The following is a 16,726-nucleotide window of genomic DNA, read 5'->3' as shown; positions in this document are numbered from 1 at the left end:
GCATCCCCTATAGTTGTTCTTCTACACCGACATTAAGCAAGGCGCCATTTTGAATGTAAGCCAGCGACTCTAAAACAATACCGTTGGTATTGGCGGTAATTGCTTTATTGGCTTCTCCGGTTTTCTCATATACTCCTGAGTACCAGCCTTTACTGTCGGAATACAGTTCATCGACACCCGCTATCAGAACGTCTGCATAGGCGGTGTCATATAGGGCGTACCAGCCGAAAGCCGCTTTCGTTGAAAGGGTCTTAAATTCAGAGGCATCTGCACCAGTATCTGTGATGGTGTTCCACTCCTTGCCATCAGAGAAAACGGTGTTGTAAACAAAGTAGGGGGCTTGGTCTATATTATCCTCACTAACGGCGGTGATAATGCCTGAACGTTCATAGCGCTGTTCTTGCGCTTTATAAACACGAAAAGCAAAAATTTTGGACACACTGTCAGCGCCAAATTCGATACTATCGAGAATGTATGACTCACTAACAACATAGTTATGTGCATGGTACTTGGCTGGATCTCGACTATCGGTTGGAACTTCGACGCCATCAATCGTTATCAGCTTCAAATAGTCAGCGTACTTCAACGCGTTGAATACATCTCGCCCCATCAAGCTGAGTGCTTTTGCTGCATACTCTTCGTAACCAATACGCCCCTCTTGTACTAGCTCAAGACCTTTACCTGACTTAGCGGGTCTGGAGCCAAATAAATAACCATCTTTGGTCATTACACCCACCTGCCAGTGCTGCAATACACTGTTGACCTGTTTGTTAAACTTGGGGTATTGCCAAACCAAAATGTTCATCGGCACTAAAATTCGGCCGATATCGATAGCTGACCAACCAATACCATTTTCATCTTCGACAGGTTTATTGGTGTAGTCCACCATCTGTAATGTTTGGGTGTCGTAAGCTTTATTGGGTAATTGGTCTTTCACCAGCGGCAAGCGGGATAGAGTGACTAAAGCTTTTTCTATCTTGAGATTGAACTCTTCATAGCTAATCACATTGAGCCTATGGGCAGAAATGAGCGCCATAAGGTAGGAGGCTGTATCCCACATCGTCGTAGAGGGATAGCCATCTACTGAGTTCACCAAGCCAGTATTATCTTGATAGTTGTTTTCGAAGTACTGCCAAGCTGTTTTTGCCCACTGAAACTCTTGTTCGGTTAATACTCGGGTCTCTCTAAAAGGGATGGGCTCTGAAGGAGCAAATGAAAGGTTGCCCATTACTTGGTTGTATTCGCGGGTTTCAATAGTGAAAGCGACAGCTAGAGCAGTAAACAGCCCCGCTAAGAATACGATGTGATGACGAGCTTTAACGAATGAGCTACTCGATTCCATATTCCAACTCCTTGGTGGTTTCTATCGTGGTGGATACATCGTGAGAGGGTGGTGACCAGCATGCTGCGGCAATCATGCCCCACATGGCCATCATGTTATTAATGGTCCAAAAACTATTGAGAATTAACCCGCCAAGTGAATAATTGCCAAATGTGTGGCTGCTGTATGCGTACCACGCAAAAGCCATACTGCCTAGGCTCAGAGTAAACACTGCTATTTGCGGAATCACTAAATGGAGGAAGAAACCTTGTTGACGGCTTTTAGGGGTGGTGGGGAAACTGATTTTTTTACCGCGCAGAACCGTCCACAAAGCGCGTAAGTTAACCGGAAAAAAGGACAAGAAGTTAGTTTTGCCTTGGTAGCCAGCAATGCCCCAGGTACCGACCATCATCGCAAGCTCTGCGGTAATCACAAAAGGGAGGAAGTGCATGTAGAAAGTGGTGTCATAGGCGCTAACGGGCGCAATGCTGGTAAGAAAGTACACAATAGGGCAGGCAAGGAAGATAATATTCCAAATAGCCGATAAGTTTGACCAAAAGCTGGCGCCGTACATGAGTTTCTGCTTCAGACTCATGCCTTTTTTAAACAGAGGGTTATCGTTCATAAAGATGTCAATTGCACCACCTGAGTATTTAAAGCGTTGTACGGTCCAGCTTTGCAGGTCTTGTGGTGACAGCATTTTACTTTCTACTTGCGTATGTTGAATTGAGCGCCACTCACGTTCGGTATCACTGTGAAGAATGAGTGAGGTATAGATATCTTCTGAAACATGGAATTTATAGGGGGTAAACTCAGTATCAAAGATGATCTCTTGGCGTAAGTTCGCGGAGATATCATTATCGACGCTCTTCTCTTTGGTGAGTTTACGGATTTGCTTTTCAACCTCTTCATGCTCTTGGCTGATCTGGTGGCTATAGCTTCGTAACGCCGCTTCCATGACTGCTTCTCGGCGATGTATCGATCCTGCTCCGCAACAAAACGACGCATTGGCCCAATTACGACGTCGCTGAATGACGTCATAAAACATTTGTGGATCATTCGCGTAGGGGTCGCGGCCTAACGTGACAGGGCCATAAATTTTCTCAAAAGCACTGCCAAGCCAGCCTACTGGAGTGCCTAAGCGTTTCTTTAACCAAGCGGGGAGTCTTTCACCGGCGGGAAGGTCAAAAAACCACTGTGGTGTTTGTACCCAAGCCACATCAGGGTCCTTAAAGTATCCTAAGGTATTTTCTAAGATACTAGGGAAGGGGCGAGTATCGGCATCGCAAATAACAATAAAGTCGCCATAGGTTTGCTCTAACGCATTGCGTAAATTCCCCGCTTTATAGCCGACGTTATTATCGCGAGTGATATATTCAACCCCCATGTCGGCGGCTAACTGTGCCATCTCTGGGCGTCTGCCGTCATCGAGTATAAAGATCCTCATCTCTATTTCATGAGGGTAGCGTACCTTTAGCGCGTCTCGAATGCTCAAAGCGACGAGCTCTGGCTCCTCATCATATGTGGGAAACATGATGTCCACGCCAATAGGTCTGTCGTCCAGCGGATCATTAATGCACTCATTAATGCTGGCTGGTGGGCTTTTGATGGACTCATCTGCGGTTTTCCATAAATTGAAGGCAAATAGGACGGAACCAACAAATGCGCAAGATTCGGCGAAGGCCAAAGGCAGTGAAAACCACATTGCATCGTAGTTGAGCGCAAAGCCCCAACGCCAAACCAAATACCATACACCAAGCGCAATGTTACAGGTCGCCAAGTATTGATACAGTAATTCTCGCGAAGGGCTATAGCTTGCAGGTTGAGGTGGAGTGCGTTTCTCAAACTCATTGAAGTAAAAATCCATTTTCTTATCTCCGTGCACTTATTTGTAAGGCACATATCCATCTTCCTAGCTGCATCGAGTCGGGCTTTGTCGACTGAACGGTTATAGTTTATTCAGTTAGCTGGCACTACGTTGTAGCCTTAATGTGTTACGATTTTGGTGCGAAAAATATTCTAATTTATCGGATAGTTGTTGAATGATCTTCAATCCTCTTCGGCTTTGCAGCCACGTTTCAGGATCATCCGCTATGGGTTCAACGAAGTCTGTGCTGAGTAAATCTTCCAGCAAATCATCAGACATGGATTGACCAAAGTCCGATATTTCAACGATGAGAACATTGGCACTACTCATGTACGATGTAGCTTCGAACTTGTCACCTTCCCTGTTGCCATAGGCATGCTCAAAAACATTGTTAACAACTTCAACTAAGCAAAGCTCCATCTGTCCGACTATCGACTCATTAAGTCCTAGACTATTCCAGTAGGGCACAATGTCTTCAGCGACCTCTCTAGATGCTTCAAGGCTACTGAGATATTGTTTGTGAAACGTCCCCGTGCTCACATCCATAAATTAGCCCTATTTAACCTGCTGTAGCGGCACCGGATCTGCCTTTGGTGCCTGCAGAGTGCTATAGATTTCGTTGATGCTCGCCTTACCCGTCAATGGCCTAGAAACGTTACGATTTTTCAGAATATGTACGTATTGGCAATCTGCCAGCAGTTGGGTGTAACCATCGTGACCTAGCAGGTAATCACCAAACATGGTTTTATTGGCAATGTAGGCGTCATCAGCGAGATGAATGTAATCACAAATTAGAGTGTTGCTGACTAAGCTTTTGGCATCTACTCTACAGTTAGCACCGACAACTGCAGGGCCGATAATGGTTGCACCGTTCTGGATTTCACAGCCACTGCTTATAATGACAGGGGGAGTTATTTTACATTTAGAGATATCGATTTGGGTATTAATGCCCACCCAAACACCAGGCGATAGTTGTGTGCCAGGAATGGGGTACCCCTTTACTTTTCCGTTTAAAATATCGCTCGTCACTTCCCAAACATCTTTGACTTTACCGACATCTAGCCACTGAAAGTCCATATTCACCGCATAAAAATGCGCTTTTCTTTCAACAAGAAGTGGGAACAGGTCGCTGCCGATATCGAACTCGACACCTTTAGGGATAAAATCAAAAATAGCAGGTTCGAAGATATAGATCCCAGTATTAATCTTGTTAGATAGCGCCTCTGACTCCAGTGGTTTTTCTTGGAAGCTAACCACCTGTTCATATTTGTCTGTAACAACAACACCGTATTTACAGACCTCTGATGAGGGAACTTCACGGGTGATAATTGTAGCCAGCCCCCCGTGGCTTTTATGCTGTTCGACTGCTTGCTTAAGATCGAGATCAATCCATGCATCGCCACATACAACGACAAATGTTTCATCAAAAAAACCTGAGAAATCTTGCACTTTTCGCATGCCGCCAGCTGAGCCGAGTGCTTGACTGACAAATTTACCATCGACCTCTTTTGCTTCATATGAATAGGACAGCTGCACATTGAAATGGTGGCCATCACCAAAGTAATTTTCGATGATTTCGGCTAGATGACTGGTATTGATCACTATCTTATCTATGCCATTTTTAGCGAATAATTGGATCATTGACTCCATTACTGGCTTACCCAGTATGGGAACCATCGGCTTTGGAATTGCATAAGATATTGGCTTAATACGAGTGCCTTTCCCTGCGGCTAGAATCATTCCTTTCATAACATCTACCTCTTTTAAGCGGTTGGAGCCAGTGCTTCTTCAACTGTTGGGTGGCTCAAAATGAGCTTGTCCATACGCGTTAGCTTGAGAAGATCTGTGACTGGTTTTTGCGGGTTAACAATACTAATTTTGGTGTTGCGCAGCATCTTGTAGGCGCCCATTACAGCCCCGAGACCACTGCTATCCATAAAGCGAACTTCACCTAAATCAAGCACCAAGTGCGTGCGGATATTGCCTTTAATTTGCTCTAACTGCTCTCTAAATGCCGGAGCAAGTTTTGCGTCAAACCTACCTTCGTTAACTTGAACTATGGTGTATTGGCCTTTCTCAATAATATCAAATTGCATAATAGTTCCTCTTTATTTGCCTTGCCATTCAAGGGCAAGGAGGCTTATGTCATCATCAAACTGCGCAGCACTGCACCACGCACTTACGGCTGTGACTATGCTGTCGGTCTGCGTATCGCTGGGCTGATTACTCAACGCTAGAACGAGTTGTTTTAGTCCAAGCTCAGAGAACTGGTTTTTTTGTTGGTCTTCCGCTTCTGTTATGCCATCTGAATAGAGAAATACCCTATCACCAGGCTTTAGTTGTACTTGCTCTGTTTGGTATTCAGCAAAGTCGAACATGCCGGCGACAAAGCTATCTTGCTCAATAAAATCACAACAAGCTTCTGACTTTTTCAGCCAAATCATTGGTGGGTGACCTGCAAATGAGTAGCTCAGTAAGCCACTTTTGGTGTTCAATACGGCGTACACCATAGTGAAGTAAAGATTGTTTTGATCTTGGCTTATGTAGCTTTGATTAAGATGTGAAATGACTTCACTGGGTTCGATAAGACTATAAAAAGGGTCGGTATCTTTCTTGCGTTTTACATTCGAGGCAGTACCTGAATTTGAACTGATGCTTTGTTGAATTGAGAAAGACATTAAAGCAGAGGCGACGCCGTGACCCGCGACGTCAAATAGGTATATGGCAATATGTTCCTCATCTAGCTGCATACAGCCAAGCATATCGCCGCCAATCTGTGCACTAGGAATATGGGTGTAGTTAATTTCAGCGCCCATAAAGCTGGTTTGGTTAGGCAGCATGCGCTGGATTAGTTCGCTGGCTGACTCTAAATCTTGTTTAATTGTCGCATAAGCACAATCGAGTTCGATGTTCTTGGCAACGAGTTGGTTGTGCAGCTCTAATGTTCTGAATCCGGCTTTGATTCTTGCATCCAGCTCATTGATATTGGTGTCTTTTGCAACGAAGTCGTCGGCACCAGCGTTAATACCTTCAACAATGGAATCCTTATCATCACGACCGGAGAGTAATACGAAAAATATGTAGCGGTTATATTTGGGGGATTTTAGTTGATAGCATAGTTCGATGCCGTTTAATTCTGGCATCATCCAATCACTGAGGACGAATTGAATATTAGGGTGCGAGTCTAGTTGGGTTAATGCGTCCAAACCATGCTTAGCGGTCACGACTTGATATCCACGAGAAGATAACATCTGTGACATCATCATCAACATGACTTTGTTATCTTCTACGAGTAGGATCTCTTTGGTCAAAGCGGCAGCCTCCATGCTGATAGTTCCCAACGAGCGGCATCTTTTAATGCGCTGCTGTTCTAATAATTCCGTTTACTTCCCAAAAGTCTAGACGTGAAATTCAGATACAACAAGGAAGCGCACGATACTATTTAAAGTTATCGTGCGTTCTATTGTTTTTCTTTTTTAAATTAGGCGATTACAGAGGGGGGGATCTCGATGAGTTTAATTGTAAGTGCCTAAATAGCGATTAATCTTTAATGTTAACTTTGATTCTAAGGTGCCGATTTGAACATTCTGCTGGTGGTTTTCCAGGGGCGTCTTTACGTTCTGATAAAAGATGCCTTATTGCCATAATCGGATGAGGTAGCAACATTCTAGGGCCCGCATAGATCATTATCTCTCGAGCTTTGGCTTTCATATGGGGCTTATAACAATGCACCGGACACTTATTACAAGTTGGCTTATCTTGTCCGTATGGGCATCTATCTAACCGGGTATGAGCATACTCAGTGAAATCTTGGCAATCTTGGCAATCTTGGCACAAGCCATCAGCACCGCTTTCATGGTGTGCTTTGCAGTATATTTCCACCATAGCAAAGATGGTTCTAAACTCGCTAAGCAATTTTCCACTTAAAAGTTGTTCGAAAGCCATGGTATACCTTAGTAAGTTACTGGGTTATTGGCATCATAAAAGTCTAGAGCGTGACAAACAAAGTTCATGTTTGAAAGTTTGAAGATGCGCACAAAATAGTGCTTTGTCGGACTATTTGTTCTCGGTTATCCGTTTTAATCAAAATAGACTGAATGTTTGCTAATTAAGGTGCATTTTGGCTAAATTTAGCCAATATAGTGCACTATTTTTGATACCCGGTTAAAAATGAGATATAAATACTTGATTTTATGAAAGAGAATGCATTAATAATAACGTTCTATTTTCGCGCGTTTTTTTAATGCATAAAAAGACTCACATATTGAGTCTCTGGCTAACCACTGGTGGAACATAATGAAAGTAATTGCCATTATTTTGCTCGTTATCATTGGCGTTTATCTCTATAAGCGTACTCAGCGACTAGCAAATGAAGAAAATGAGAAAAGAGCTCAGGATGAACAAGCCGCGAATGAAGCGGTTGAGCCAGAAGTAAAAGATGTTACTCCAGATACGGCGGGTGAGGTATCGAGCCCATCAGATGAAGGGGTGAGCTTTGATAAAAAGCTTGATATTGAAGGTGAGGTTGTTGAAATCATGCCAGAGCCAGAGCCAGAGCCAGAGCCAGAGCCAGAGCCAGAGCCAGAGCCAGAGCCAGAGCCAGAGCCAGAGCCAGAGCCAGAGCCAGAGCCAGAGCCAGAGCCAGAGCCAGAGCCAGAGCCAGAGCCAGAGCCAAAAGCCGCAGAGGTTGATTTAGCTTGGGCCAATCCCAAGTTAACTCAAGCCATTGCTGATACGGCCGCTGCAATCGGAACGGCGGCACAATATACGGCTATGTCTGCGGTCGTGACAGAGTGTTATAAGCAGCGTAAACAAGTTGAATATGTTGAGTATGGTGCGAGTCTATCTAAGCGTTATACGGCATTCTTTACTATTTATGCCGCCGAAACTAAAGCCGATAGTCCGGAGACTGAAATCAAAGGTATTGGCCTAATGCATATGTCGACCTTACTTAACGACAATGGTGAATTCGATGCTGCTATCGCTATTTGCAAAACTGCCATCAAGCAGGGTGTTAGCGATGGTACAGTGACAGGCTTTGAAGGCCGTATTACCCGTATAGAAAAGGCTAAAGCAAAAGCAAATAAATAAAACGATAGCTGTAAAGTTCATACTCCGCTGTTGAAGCGGTGTAGAATAAGCTGAGTTGCTTACTAAAAGGCGAACATTTGTTCGCCTTTTTTATTTAGAGGACCTTTAGCATGAAACTCCGACTAGTCTGCTTTATTTCAATATTATCTCTTGGTTTAACGGCGTGTACAGATTCACCCGAGTGGACGCTGCTCTATTATCCTGACGCGGCAGCAAAGCCGAGCATCGAGCAATCTGGTGAGTTTATTAGTGGTTACTATGCATCGGTTGAACAATGCCATGCTAAAGGTAAAGGCTTATTGCGCTTAAGTGACGATAAAAATGCAGAATATGTTTGCGGCCATCAGTGTGTTGCCGAAGAAACTGCATTGGTTTGTCAAAACCTAGTATCATCTGCCCAATAACTGGCTGTCGATGAAGGTCACAGGTCGTCATAATATAAAAGAGTCGTGAGTGTCAGCTAGATGAAACTAAATGCTATTAAGCTAGAACGTGAAACCTTGAGTTTGTCAGTGCAAGCAGATATTGATTTTGAACTGTTTGCCGACTTTGCAGAACCTTTTGCAAAAGCGATAGATTGCAGAGTGGTAGAGAGGCAATGGGGAGCCGACAGGCATCAATGGTTATTAGAGTTTGAAGGTACCCTCCTACAACTGCACTATGAGTTCTATGGCGATATATGTTGGCTATCAACTGAGAGAGAAGACGAGTTCGATGTGCTGGTCTATTTAGCTGAGCTAATGAAGCCACTCATCGTGGCTGCACTTGATACACCTAGTCACCTATATAGCTAGAGCATTTATAAATGAATAGAATAGAACCCACTAAGACAGCTATAGTCACTGCTGATGAAGATTCAGCATTTCACTACCAAGCGTTGACGCCGGATCTTATATTGACCGCCATTGAAACGTTAGGCATCTACCCTGAAACGGGGTTACTGGCACTCAATAGTTACGAAAACCGAGTCTATCAATTCCGCTGTGATAGAGGATTGCGTTATGTGGTGAAATTTTACCGGCCTGAGCGTTGGTCAGATCAACAGATCCAAGAGGAGCATGACTTTTCTGCCGCGTTGATGGAGGAAGAAGTGCCAATTGCCACCCCTGTTATTGTTGATGGGCGATCTCTGCACCAATATCAAGGCTTTAGGTTTGCGCTATTCCCCTCTATTGGTGGCCGAGCGTTCGAGGTCGATAACCTCGAGCAGTTAGAGTCAGTTGGTCGTTTTATTGGTCGTATTCACCAGTTCTCGAAACAGGCAGACTTTGTCTATCGCGATACTATGTCACCGCAGTTACTGGGTGATGACTCACTTAAGTGGCTAAAAGAGTCAGGTCATATCCCAAGAAGTTTAGCCTTACCTTATTTTACTGTGGTTGAGCAAATCTTGGAAAAATCTAGCGCGATGTGGCAGCCAAAGAGATACGACAATATTCGACTTCATGGTGACCTGCACCCAAGTAATATATTGTGGACACCAGATGGCCCTGGCTTTGTCGATTTAGATGACGCTAAAATGGGGCCTGCAGTACAAGATATATGGATGATGCTAGCAGGTGATAGACCGCAACAGACTTTGCAACTAGAAGTACTGTTAGAGTCTTACGAAGAGTTTTGTGAGTTTGATATCCGAGAGTTGCAGCTCATTGAGCCTTTAAGAGCGATGAGAATGTTACATTACAATGCATGGTTAAGCCGTCGCTGGGCCGACCCCGCGTTTCCAATGAATTTTCCATGGTTTGCTGAAGACAAGTACTGGGAACAGCAAATTTTAGCTTTCAAAGAGCAGCTGGCTGCACTAGATGAGCCACCCTTAAGTTTGATGCCGCAATATTAAACTTTGTTAGAACTCTCATTTTGTAACAGAAAAATGAACTTATGTGCTTGAGGTCGACTCGAAAGAGCATTATGTTATGCTGAAAATTATTAAAGATGCATTAAGCATCACCAAGGAATCCACATGAAAAAAGCATTATTGGTCGCATTAGCATTTATAGCTGCGCCTATGGCTGCAATGGCAGCAGATTACAAAGAGGGTGTTCATTACACAGTTGTTAATCAAGGCCCTGCAACGGCAAAGCCTGAAATTACCGAGTTTTTCTCTTTTTACTGTGGGCATTGCTATAACTTTTCAAAGGTACAAGTACCACAAATAAAAGCGACTTTGCCAGAAGGGGTGACTTTTAAGCAAAACCACGTTGAGTTTATCGGGAGCGAGATGGGCGTTGAGATGTCACGTGCGTTTGCCGTTGCTCATCAGCTTAAAGTGGATGAAAAAATGGAATCAGCCATTTTCTCAGCAATTCATGAAAAAAAGCAGCATTTCACTAATCGTGATGATGTAAGAGCGATTTTTGTGGCCAATGGCGTAGATGGTAAAGCATTCGATGCTGCTGCAAACTCATTCATGGTGAACGCTCAAATGTCGAAAATGAAGCGCGCTACTCAGAATGCCAAGATTTCAGGCGTACCAGCACTAGTGGTCAATGGTAAGTACCGTGTAGAAACGGGTGCAATCAAGTCATACGACGAGCTACTCGATATTGCGTATTACCTCACCACAATGAAGTAAATGCGTCCTCGCGAGTATTGATGCCAATTGCATTAAGTATCTGTTCATTCAGTGGGAATTCAAAGCGCTGAAGGCAAGTCGGAAACATGAAGCTAATAGTTATTCTATATCGAGAGTTTTCGGCGCAGCATATAGGGCTTTGAAACCCACCCTGCGGGAAGCTCTCATGCATTCCACTTCTGCTTTGCATTTACTTACAAGGGAATAACCATTCTCTCGTCAATGCGCATTGAATTGAAAAGCGTGAGCGCTTCTGAATTGACTAAATACTTAATGCAATTGGTATAAGGAGCCTAGGGCTCCTTTTTTGTGCCTGGGATAAATTGAAGCTATAAAAAAACCGTGCTTCCTGGTCGCAAGAAGCACGGTTACGGAGCTAAAAAGCTCAACGTTACCCTGAGTAACTCCTAGACGGTAACAGGGTGTCAAAAAATTGGCAAGAGACAATTTTATGATGATTGTATTTAGGTGTTTGATTGGGAAAAAGAAATTGCAGTTTGCTTAAATTAGATTCAAACTTTTACAATTTATTTTCGATCTGATGAAACCTTCATGGTAAAACATCTGTCCAACTAAAACATATAACAACAAACAAAAAGTTGTCGGGAGGTCTTGTGAGAGTTTTTCCTGTCTATGCACCGAAACTAATCGTTAAACATGCGCGTATCTTTTTAACTGGAGTGATCTGGGTAAAAGACTTAGGTCGAATTGAATTTGATAAAGGGCGATTTTTATTGCCAAGGAAGAGCTTACCAAAAGTTAAGCAAGCTATATTGGAGCTCAATGAGTTAATTGAGATGCAAAATAGTGATATGCAAACCGCATAACAACGGCTTAATGCATTTGTAAATCGGTGCAATAACAGCATGGTTTTATCGCGAGTAGTAGATTTGAAACATCGAAGTAGATGCTCTCAGCTCCATGCAATATACCGAAAGGCTGAGCTTATTTGCTCAGATCTACGTTATGGGTAGTAATCATTTTCGCAGGTGTCGCTATGTGAACATATTTAGCGACACAGCTGCAAAAATAACGATTACGTAAACTCACCTAAAAAGGTTAGCTAACCTCTTCGTTAAGCAAGCCAACCAAACCGGTTACTTTTTCGTTCCAAGAATTCAATTCTTGTTGTAACTGTTGGTTTTGTTCTGTCAAACTGCTGCTCGACTGTTTCTCTTCTTCAAGCTCCATTTTAAGTAGCTCAATCGTTTCAAGCGCAGCTTGGATTTTTGTTTCCAATTTTGACAATAGTTCAAGGCTCATGGCGAGTCCCTTTGGTAGCATGATGATAGCTCCGATTCTAGCAGCGACGGGGTCTTGGTGAATAGTTAATTATGCTAAATGGACCAAAATCTTATGATAATAGTTGTGAGATTGGCTTTTTTTTGTACTTGTTACTAAGTCGTTAGTAGTCTTCCCTTTATTTCTACAGGAATTGCAGCTATGTCGGGCAATATCTTAATGCTTACTCCGTTGGTGTTAACCTTAGTGTTAGCCCTAGTTTTACGACGCACCCTTGTCGCGCTAGGTGTTGGTATTATCTCTGGCGCGCTTATTATCAGTGAGTTTAATCCTGTTAATACGACGGTGTATTTATCGTCAAAAGCTTGGATGCAATTTTACGCTAATGGCCAGTGGCAAGCTTGGCATCTTAATGTGCTGGCCGCGATGGTACTGCTGGGTGTGATGACACAGCTGCTAGCCCGAGGTGGAGCGGTAAAATCATTTGCTGATTGGTTATATCATCGTATTCAAAGTGGCCGGCAAGCGCGGGTTGGGGTGGTAGTGCTTGGTTGGGTTGTATTTATTGATGGCATCTTTAGTTGTCTTGCTGTGGGGCATGTATGTCAGCCACTCAGCCAACGATATAATATGAGTAAGGAACAGATCGCTTACCTTGTCGATTCCAATGCTTCACCCTTGTGTGCTTTACTACCATTTTCTAGTTGGGGGCCTTATGTTATGGCCATTTTGGCCAGCGTCACACTATTGCCTCTCTCACCGCTGGAATCTTTTATTGAGATAGCAAAACTTAATTTTTACGCCATTACGGTAATTATACTGTCACTATTGATAGCTTGGTTTGGCATTGGTTTTAGTTACACCGCTGCGACAGAGCAAGACATTACTGAAGTAGAAGCCGGCAACCCATGGTTATTAGGAGTCCCCATGGCAAGTTTGTTGGTTGCGTCCGTGGGCTTTACCTTATGGTCTGGGGCGGCTAACTCGGAATCAGTTGATATCACTCAGTGGGTCACTTCGGCTGATATTGGTGCCGCCATGCGTGATGCGTGTATTTTGGCGACGACTATCGCGGTATTGATGTTGAAATTTTCTGGAAGAACAGCTTTGCAGCTCATGGCTGACATGTTCGTCGGCATTAAGATCATTAGTTTTGCTATCTCAATCTTGCTATTCACCTGGATGATTGGTGCTGTGATTGCTGACTTAGGCGTGGCTAAGCTATTGGCAGATTGGGCGGAGCGGTTTATCTCAAGCGATATGCTCGTCGCTGGTACATTTATTCTTTGCGCTGTAATGGCCTTTACCACTGGCTCAAGTTGGGGCACGTTTGCGATTATGATCCCTATCGGTGCTGAAATCGCTGCTGCTGTCGATATCGCGTTAATGCTGCCGGTGTTAAGTGCGGTGATGGCTGGTTCTGTATTTGGTGACCATTGCTCTCCGATATCTGACACCAGTGTCATTAGCGCGACCAGCTCAGGTTGCGAGCCGCATGCACATGTAGTGACTCAGCTTCCCTTTGCAATGATCGCGGCATTAAGTGCGCTTATCGGTTTTCAGCTAATTAACCTCGGTGTTGCTGCTATATGGAGTTGGTTGGCGGTGTTACTTAGCGCTGCAACGCTGCTTGGCTTATATCATAAACTCAGTAATTATGAGGCTAATATTGCCGTTAAAGCGCAATCTTAATGTATTGACAGCTTGCATCACAGTCGGCCGGCGTGATGGCAAAAAATTGCTCTAATCTAATGGAATCGAGCTTGTCTCTATGCTCGATTAGCAACTACTTTCTTTTATCGCCCTGGACTCAATTGGTTTAACCGTAAAGTTTTAGCTGGTAGTGATGAGTGCTGCATCGAATATCATTCGCGCTCAGCATCAAAAATTAGTAAATCTTAAACTTTAAATCTGTGATAAATGCCCCTTGATAATGCTGTTAAACATGATCAATTATATATATAAATAATTATATATATAAATAATTATATATATAGATAAGTGTATGTATTCGTTTCTATGGATATATCGCAATGTTTGCAATGGGTCTGTTAAGGGGTGTTGAGATGAGTGATAAAATTAATACAGGCAGGAGAACCCTGTTAAAAACTAGCGTCGCCGCTGCTGCACTTTCGGGTGTAGGCTGCAGTAGTTCGATGGAGCCTGTTATTAAAGGCATAGAGAATGAACTGCCGAGTAAAGATCGGCTGACTGGAACCGGTAAATGGGTAGGTACAACTTGCCAAGGGTGTACCTCTTGGTGTGCCAAGCAAGTCTATGTCATGGACGGCAGAGCGATAAAGCTAAGGGGTAACGTTAATTCAAAAGTGCATGGCGAAGCGAGTTGCCCAAGGCAGCATTTAAGCCTACAGCAAGTGTACGACCCAGATAGAGTTCGCACCCCTTTGATACGGACCAACTCTAAAAAAGGTAAACAGCATGATCCCATGTTTAAACCTATCTCTTGGGACGAAGCAATTGACCTATTAGCAGATAAGATTCTAGCGCTACGTGAGACTGATGAGGCTCACAAATACGCATTGATCCGTGGTCGCTACTCCCATATCAATGAATTCATGTACAAACATATGACTCAAATGATTGGCTCACCGAATAATATTTCCCACAGTTCTATCTGTGCAGAGGCCCATAAAATGGGGCCTTACTATCAGGATGGCAACTGGGGCTACAACCAATACGATCTTGAAAACACCAAATTTGTACTGTCTTTTGGCGCCGATCCTATAGCCAGTAACCGCCAAGTTTCCTACTACTCCAAGACTTGGGGCGATGCGTTAGATCGTGCCAAAGTGGTTGTGGTTGATCCGCGTTTATCGGTGTCGGCAAGTAAAGCGCATAAATGGATCCCGATCGAACCTTCGCAAGATAGTGTCTTGGCACTCGCCATTGCACATGTCGCATTAATTGAAGGTCTTTGGCATAAGCCGTTCGTGGGAGACTTTAAATCTGGCAAGAATCAATTCATAGCAGGTCAAGATGTTGATAGCAGCGCATTTGCTGACAAGCACACCCATGGCCTTGTTGACTGGTGGAACTTAACACTTAAAGACTGTACTCCTGAGTGGGCCGAATCAATCAGTAAAATCCCAGCGGCAACGATTGTGCAAATTGCTAAAGATATGGGCCAAGCAGCACCCGCGGTGCAAGTATGGACATCTCGCGGTGCTGTTATGCACACCCGCGGCACTTATACCTCTTTGGCTTGCCATGCTCTAAATGGTCTGTTTGGCGGTATCGACAGTAAGGGGGGAGTATTCCCTGCAAATAAAATTAAGCTCAACAAAAAATTCCCGGACTCGAAGCCGTACTTAGATGACGTTGCCAAGAAAGGTGTCAAGCATCCGAAGATCGATCAACGTGGAACGTTAGCCTTCCCCGCGCTTAAAAAAGGCAAGCCAGGTGGTGGTGTCGTGACCAGCAATACGCCTAACGGCATGCTCAGCGCAGATCCTTATGACATTAAAGTCATACTGGCCTACTTTAACAATTTCAACTTCTCTTCCCCTGAAGGACAGCGTTGGAATGATGCACTAAGCCAAGTCGAATTTATGGCCCACGTGACCACTAACATCTCGGAGTTCACCTGGTTTGCCGATCTTGTTCTACCGGCTAATCATCATATGTTCGAGAAATGGGGCGTACTAGACTCTATTGGCAATGGGGTGCATCAAGTATCAGTTCAACAGCCATCAATTAAACGGTTGTGGGATACTAAAGATGATGAATCCGAAGTGCCTTATTTGTTGGCTAAGAAGCTAGCCGAGAAAGGTTTTGATAAGCCGTGGCGCTATATCAATGAACAGTTACTCGACCCAGAAACCAAACTGCCTGCTGAAAATGAACAGCAACTCGGTAAGTTATTGGTCCGTTATGTCACTTCACCTTTGTGGCTTAATGCATCTAATAAGTATGGTGAGCCGATGAGTTCTTGGCAGCAATTTATAGATGACGGTGTGTGGAATAGCCACCCTTACAAATTGGAATCACGCTGGGGTAAGTTTAAAACCGAGACCCATAAGTTTGAGTTCTACAGTAAAACGCTAGAAAAGGCGCTCGCTAAGCATGCTAAAAATCACCACGTCAGTATCGATGAGGTGATGGAGGTTTGCGACTACCAAGCAAGAGGAAAGCTGGCTTTTGTACCTCATTACGAAGAGCCATACCGTTTTGGTGATAAAGATAAGTACCCTTTGCTATTAGTTGACCACAAATCTCGCTTAAGCAAAGAGGGTCGCAGTGCCAACACATCTTGGTTTTATGAGTTTAAAAATGTCGACCCTGGCGATCTTGCCCAAGAAGATACTGCAAAGATAAACCCGATTGACGCGGCTAGGTTTGGCGTAAAAACAGGGGACAAAATTGTCATCAGTAGCCCGGTAGGTCAAATCACTTGTACCGCTGCACTATGGGAAGGCGTTCGTCCTGGCACTGTAGCCAAGTGTTTTGGTCAGGGTCACTGGGCCTATGGTCGCACTGCGAGCACTCAGTTTGGCGTAGAGGCAAGAGGGGGCAACAATAATGACATTATTGCCGATAGGTATGACAGGCTAAGCGGTGCGTCAGCATTCTACGGTCATATTCGCATTCAAATAGCAAAAGTCTGAGGTAA

Annotated in this window: 16 protein-coding genes; 8 read left to right on the top strand and 8 right to left on the bottom strand. The window is 44.0% G+C overall.

The genetic code is table 11. The features are described from left to right. Positions 1-7: 7 nt before the first annotated feature. From JK628_RS21500 to JK628_RS21470, 7 genes are all read right to left on the bottom strand, one after another. Positions 8-1,342: a DUF3131 domain-containing protein gene (locus tag JK628_RS21500; protein ID WP_202286929.1), complete on the bottom strand. Its 1,335-nt coding sequence runs from the start codon at positions 1,340-1,342 to the stop codon at positions 8-10. Further along, positions 1,329-3,188: a glycosyltransferase family 2 protein gene (locus JK628_RS21495; RefSeq protein WP_202286928.1), complete on the bottom strand. Its 1,860-nt coding sequence runs from the start codon at positions 3,186-3,188 to the stop codon at positions 1,329-1,331. Before JK628_RS21495 ends, JK628_RS21500 begins: the two co-directional genes overlap by 14 nt. 96 nt (positions 3,189-3,284) lie before the next feature. After that, positions 3,285-3,734: an ATP-binding protein gene (locus tag JK628_RS21490; RefSeq protein WP_237524085.1), complete on the bottom strand. Its 450-nt coding sequence runs from the start codon at positions 3,732-3,734 to the stop codon at positions 3,285-3,287. A 9-nt stretch (positions 3,735-3,743) separates the two neighbouring features. After that, positions 3,744-4,937, bottom strand: coding sequence for a sugar phosphate nucleotidyltransferase (locus JK628_RS21485; protein WP_202286927.1), 1,194 nt, complete (start codon positions 4,935-4,937; stop codon positions 3,744-3,746). A gap of 14 nt (positions 4,938-4,951) precedes the next feature. Next, on the bottom strand, positions 4,952-5,284 hold the full coding sequence (locus tag JK628_RS21480; protein ID WP_202286926.1) for an STAS domain-containing protein: 333 nt from the start codon (positions 5,282-5,284) through the stop codon (positions 4,952-4,954). A gap of 12 nt (positions 5,285-5,296) precedes the next feature. Continuing rightward, positions 5,297-6,514: a SpoIIE family protein phosphatase gene (locus tag JK628_RS21475; protein ID WP_237524084.1), complete on the bottom strand. Its 1,218-nt coding sequence runs from the start codon at positions 6,512-6,514 to the stop codon at positions 5,297-5,299. A gap of 214 nt (positions 6,515-6,728) precedes the next feature. Next, complete coding sequence (locus tag JK628_RS21470) at positions 6,729-7,133, bottom strand: nitrous oxide-stimulated promoter family protein (protein WP_202286925.1); 405 nt, start codon at positions 7,131-7,133, stop codon at positions 6,729-6,731. A gap of 351 nt (positions 7,134-7,484) precedes the next feature. Here JK628_RS21470 and JK628_RS21465 point away from each other — a divergent pair, with 351 nt between their 5' ends. From JK628_RS21465 to JK628_RS21440, 6 genes are all read left to right on the top strand, one after another. Next, entirely contained in the window at positions 7,485-8,279 is a 795-nt protein-coding gene (locus JK628_RS21465) for a hypothetical protein (protein WP_202286924.1), read from the top strand. Positions 8,280-8,389: 110 nt separating this feature from the next. Then, positions 8,390-8,683 (top strand): hypothetical protein, encoded by a 294-nt coding sequence (locus JK628_RS21460; RefSeq protein ID WP_202286923.1) that lies wholly within the window; start codon positions 8,390-8,392, stop codon positions 8,681-8,683. A 60-nt stretch (positions 8,684-8,743) separates the two neighbouring features. After that, positions 8,744-9,073 (top strand): DUF3630 family protein, encoded by a 330-nt coding sequence (locus JK628_RS21455; protein ID WP_202286922.1) that lies wholly within the window; start codon positions 8,744-8,746, stop codon positions 9,071-9,073. A gap of 11 nt (positions 9,074-9,084) precedes the next feature. Next, positions 9,085-10,119 carry a serine/threonine protein kinase gene (locus JK628_RS21450; protein WP_202286921.1) on the top strand — a complete coding sequence of 345 codons (1,035 nt, stop codon included), beginning with the start codon at positions 9,085-9,087 and terminating at the stop codon, positions 10,117-10,119. Positions 10,120-10,242: 123 nt separating this feature from the next. Beyond that, complete coding sequence (locus JK628_RS21445; RefSeq protein WP_202286920.1) at positions 10,243-10,854, top strand: thiol:disulfide interchange protein DsbA/DsbL; 612 nt, start codon at positions 10,243-10,245, stop codon at positions 10,852-10,854. 614 nt (positions 10,855-11,468) lie between these two features. Continuing rightward, positions 11,469-11,681 (top strand): DUF1107 domain-containing protein, encoded by a 213-nt coding sequence (locus JK628_RS21440; protein ID WP_202286919.1) that lies wholly within the window; start codon positions 11,469-11,471, stop codon positions 11,679-11,681. 232 nt (positions 11,682-11,913) lie between these two features. Here the strand turns inward: JK628_RS21440 and zapB are convergent, their stop codons facing one another. Beyond that, positions 11,914-12,117, bottom strand: coding sequence for a cell division protein ZapB (gene zapB, locus JK628_RS21435; RefSeq protein WP_202286918.1), 204 nt, complete (start codon positions 12,115-12,117; stop codon positions 11,914-11,916). 180 nt (positions 12,118-12,297) lie between these two features. On the opposite strand from zapB, the gene JK628_RS21430 reads away from it, so the two are divergent. Then, complete coding sequence (locus JK628_RS21430) at positions 12,298-13,788, top strand: Na+/H+ antiporter NhaC family protein (RefSeq protein WP_202286917.1); 1,491 nt, start codon at positions 12,298-12,300, stop codon at positions 13,786-13,788. 374 nt (positions 13,789-14,162) lie between these two features. Next, positions 14,163-16,721 (top strand): arsenate respiratory reductase molybdopterin-containing subunit ArrA, encoded by a 2,559-nt coding sequence (gene arrA / locus JK628_RS21425; RefSeq protein WP_237524083.1) that lies wholly within the window; start codon positions 14,163-14,165, stop codon positions 16,719-16,721. Positions 16,722-16,726: the final 5 nt, after the last annotated feature.

This window comes from Shewanella sp. KX20019, assembly GCF_016757755.1.
Taxonomy (GTDB): domain Bacteria; phylum Pseudomonadota; class Gammaproteobacteria; order Enterobacterales; family Shewanellaceae; genus Shewanella.
Note: the sequence above shows the minus strand (reverse complement) of the source record. Positions and strands in the feature narration are given on the sequence as shown.

Coding starts and splice junctions, on each gene's coding strand:
- JK628_RS21500 (WP_202286929.1), bottom strand. CDS start 1,342: ATGGAATCGAGTAGCTCATTCGTTAAAGCTCGTCATCACATCGTATTC.
- JK628_RS21495 (WP_202286928.1), bottom strand. CDS start 3,188: ATGGATTTTTACTTCAATGAGTTTGAGAAACGCACTCCACCTCAACCT.
- JK628_RS21490 (WP_237524085.1), bottom strand. CDS start 3,734: ATGGATGTGAGCACGGGGACGTTTCACAAACAATATCTCAGTAGCCTT.
- JK628_RS21485 (WP_202286927.1), bottom strand. CDS start 4,937: ATGAAAGGAATGATTCTAGCCGCAGGGAAAGGCACTCGTATTAAGCCA.
- JK628_RS21480 (WP_202286926.1), bottom strand. CDS start 5,284: ATGCAATTTGATATTATTGAGAAAGGCCAATACACCATAGTTCAAGTT.
- JK628_RS21475 (WP_237524084.1), bottom strand. CDS start 6,514: ATGGAGGCTGCCGCTTTGACCAAAGAGATCCTACTCGTAGAAGATAAC.
- JK628_RS21470 (WP_202286925.1), bottom strand. CDS start 7,133: ATGGCTTTCGAACAACTTTTAAGTGGAAAATTGCTTAGCGAGTTTAGA.
- JK628_RS21465 (WP_202286924.1), top strand. CDS start 7,485: ATGAAAGTAATTGCCATTATTTTGCTCGTTATCATTGGCGTTTATCTC.
- JK628_RS21460 (WP_202286923.1), top strand. CDS start 8,390: ATGAAACTCCGACTAGTCTGCTTTATTTCAATATTATCTCTTGGTTTA.
- JK628_RS21455 (WP_202286922.1), top strand. CDS start 8,744: ATGAAACTAAATGCTATTAAGCTAGAACGTGAAACCTTGAGTTTGTCA.
- JK628_RS21450 (WP_202286921.1), top strand. CDS start 9,085: ATGAATAGAATAGAACCCACTAAGACAGCTATAGTCACTGCTGATGAA.
- JK628_RS21445 (WP_202286920.1), top strand. CDS start 10,243: ATGAAAAAAGCATTATTGGTCGCATTAGCATTTATAGCTGCGCCTATG.
- zapB (WP_202286918.1), bottom strand. CDS start 12,117: ATGAGCCTTGAACTATTGTCAAAATTGGAAACAAAAATCCAAGCTGCG.
- JK628_RS21430 (WP_202286917.1), top strand. CDS start 12,298: ATGTCGGGCAATATCTTAATGCTTACTCCGTTGGTGTTAACCTTAGTG.
- arrA (WP_237524083.1), top strand. CDS start 14,163: ATGAGTGATAAAATTAATACAGGCAGGAGAACCCTGTTAAAAACTAGC.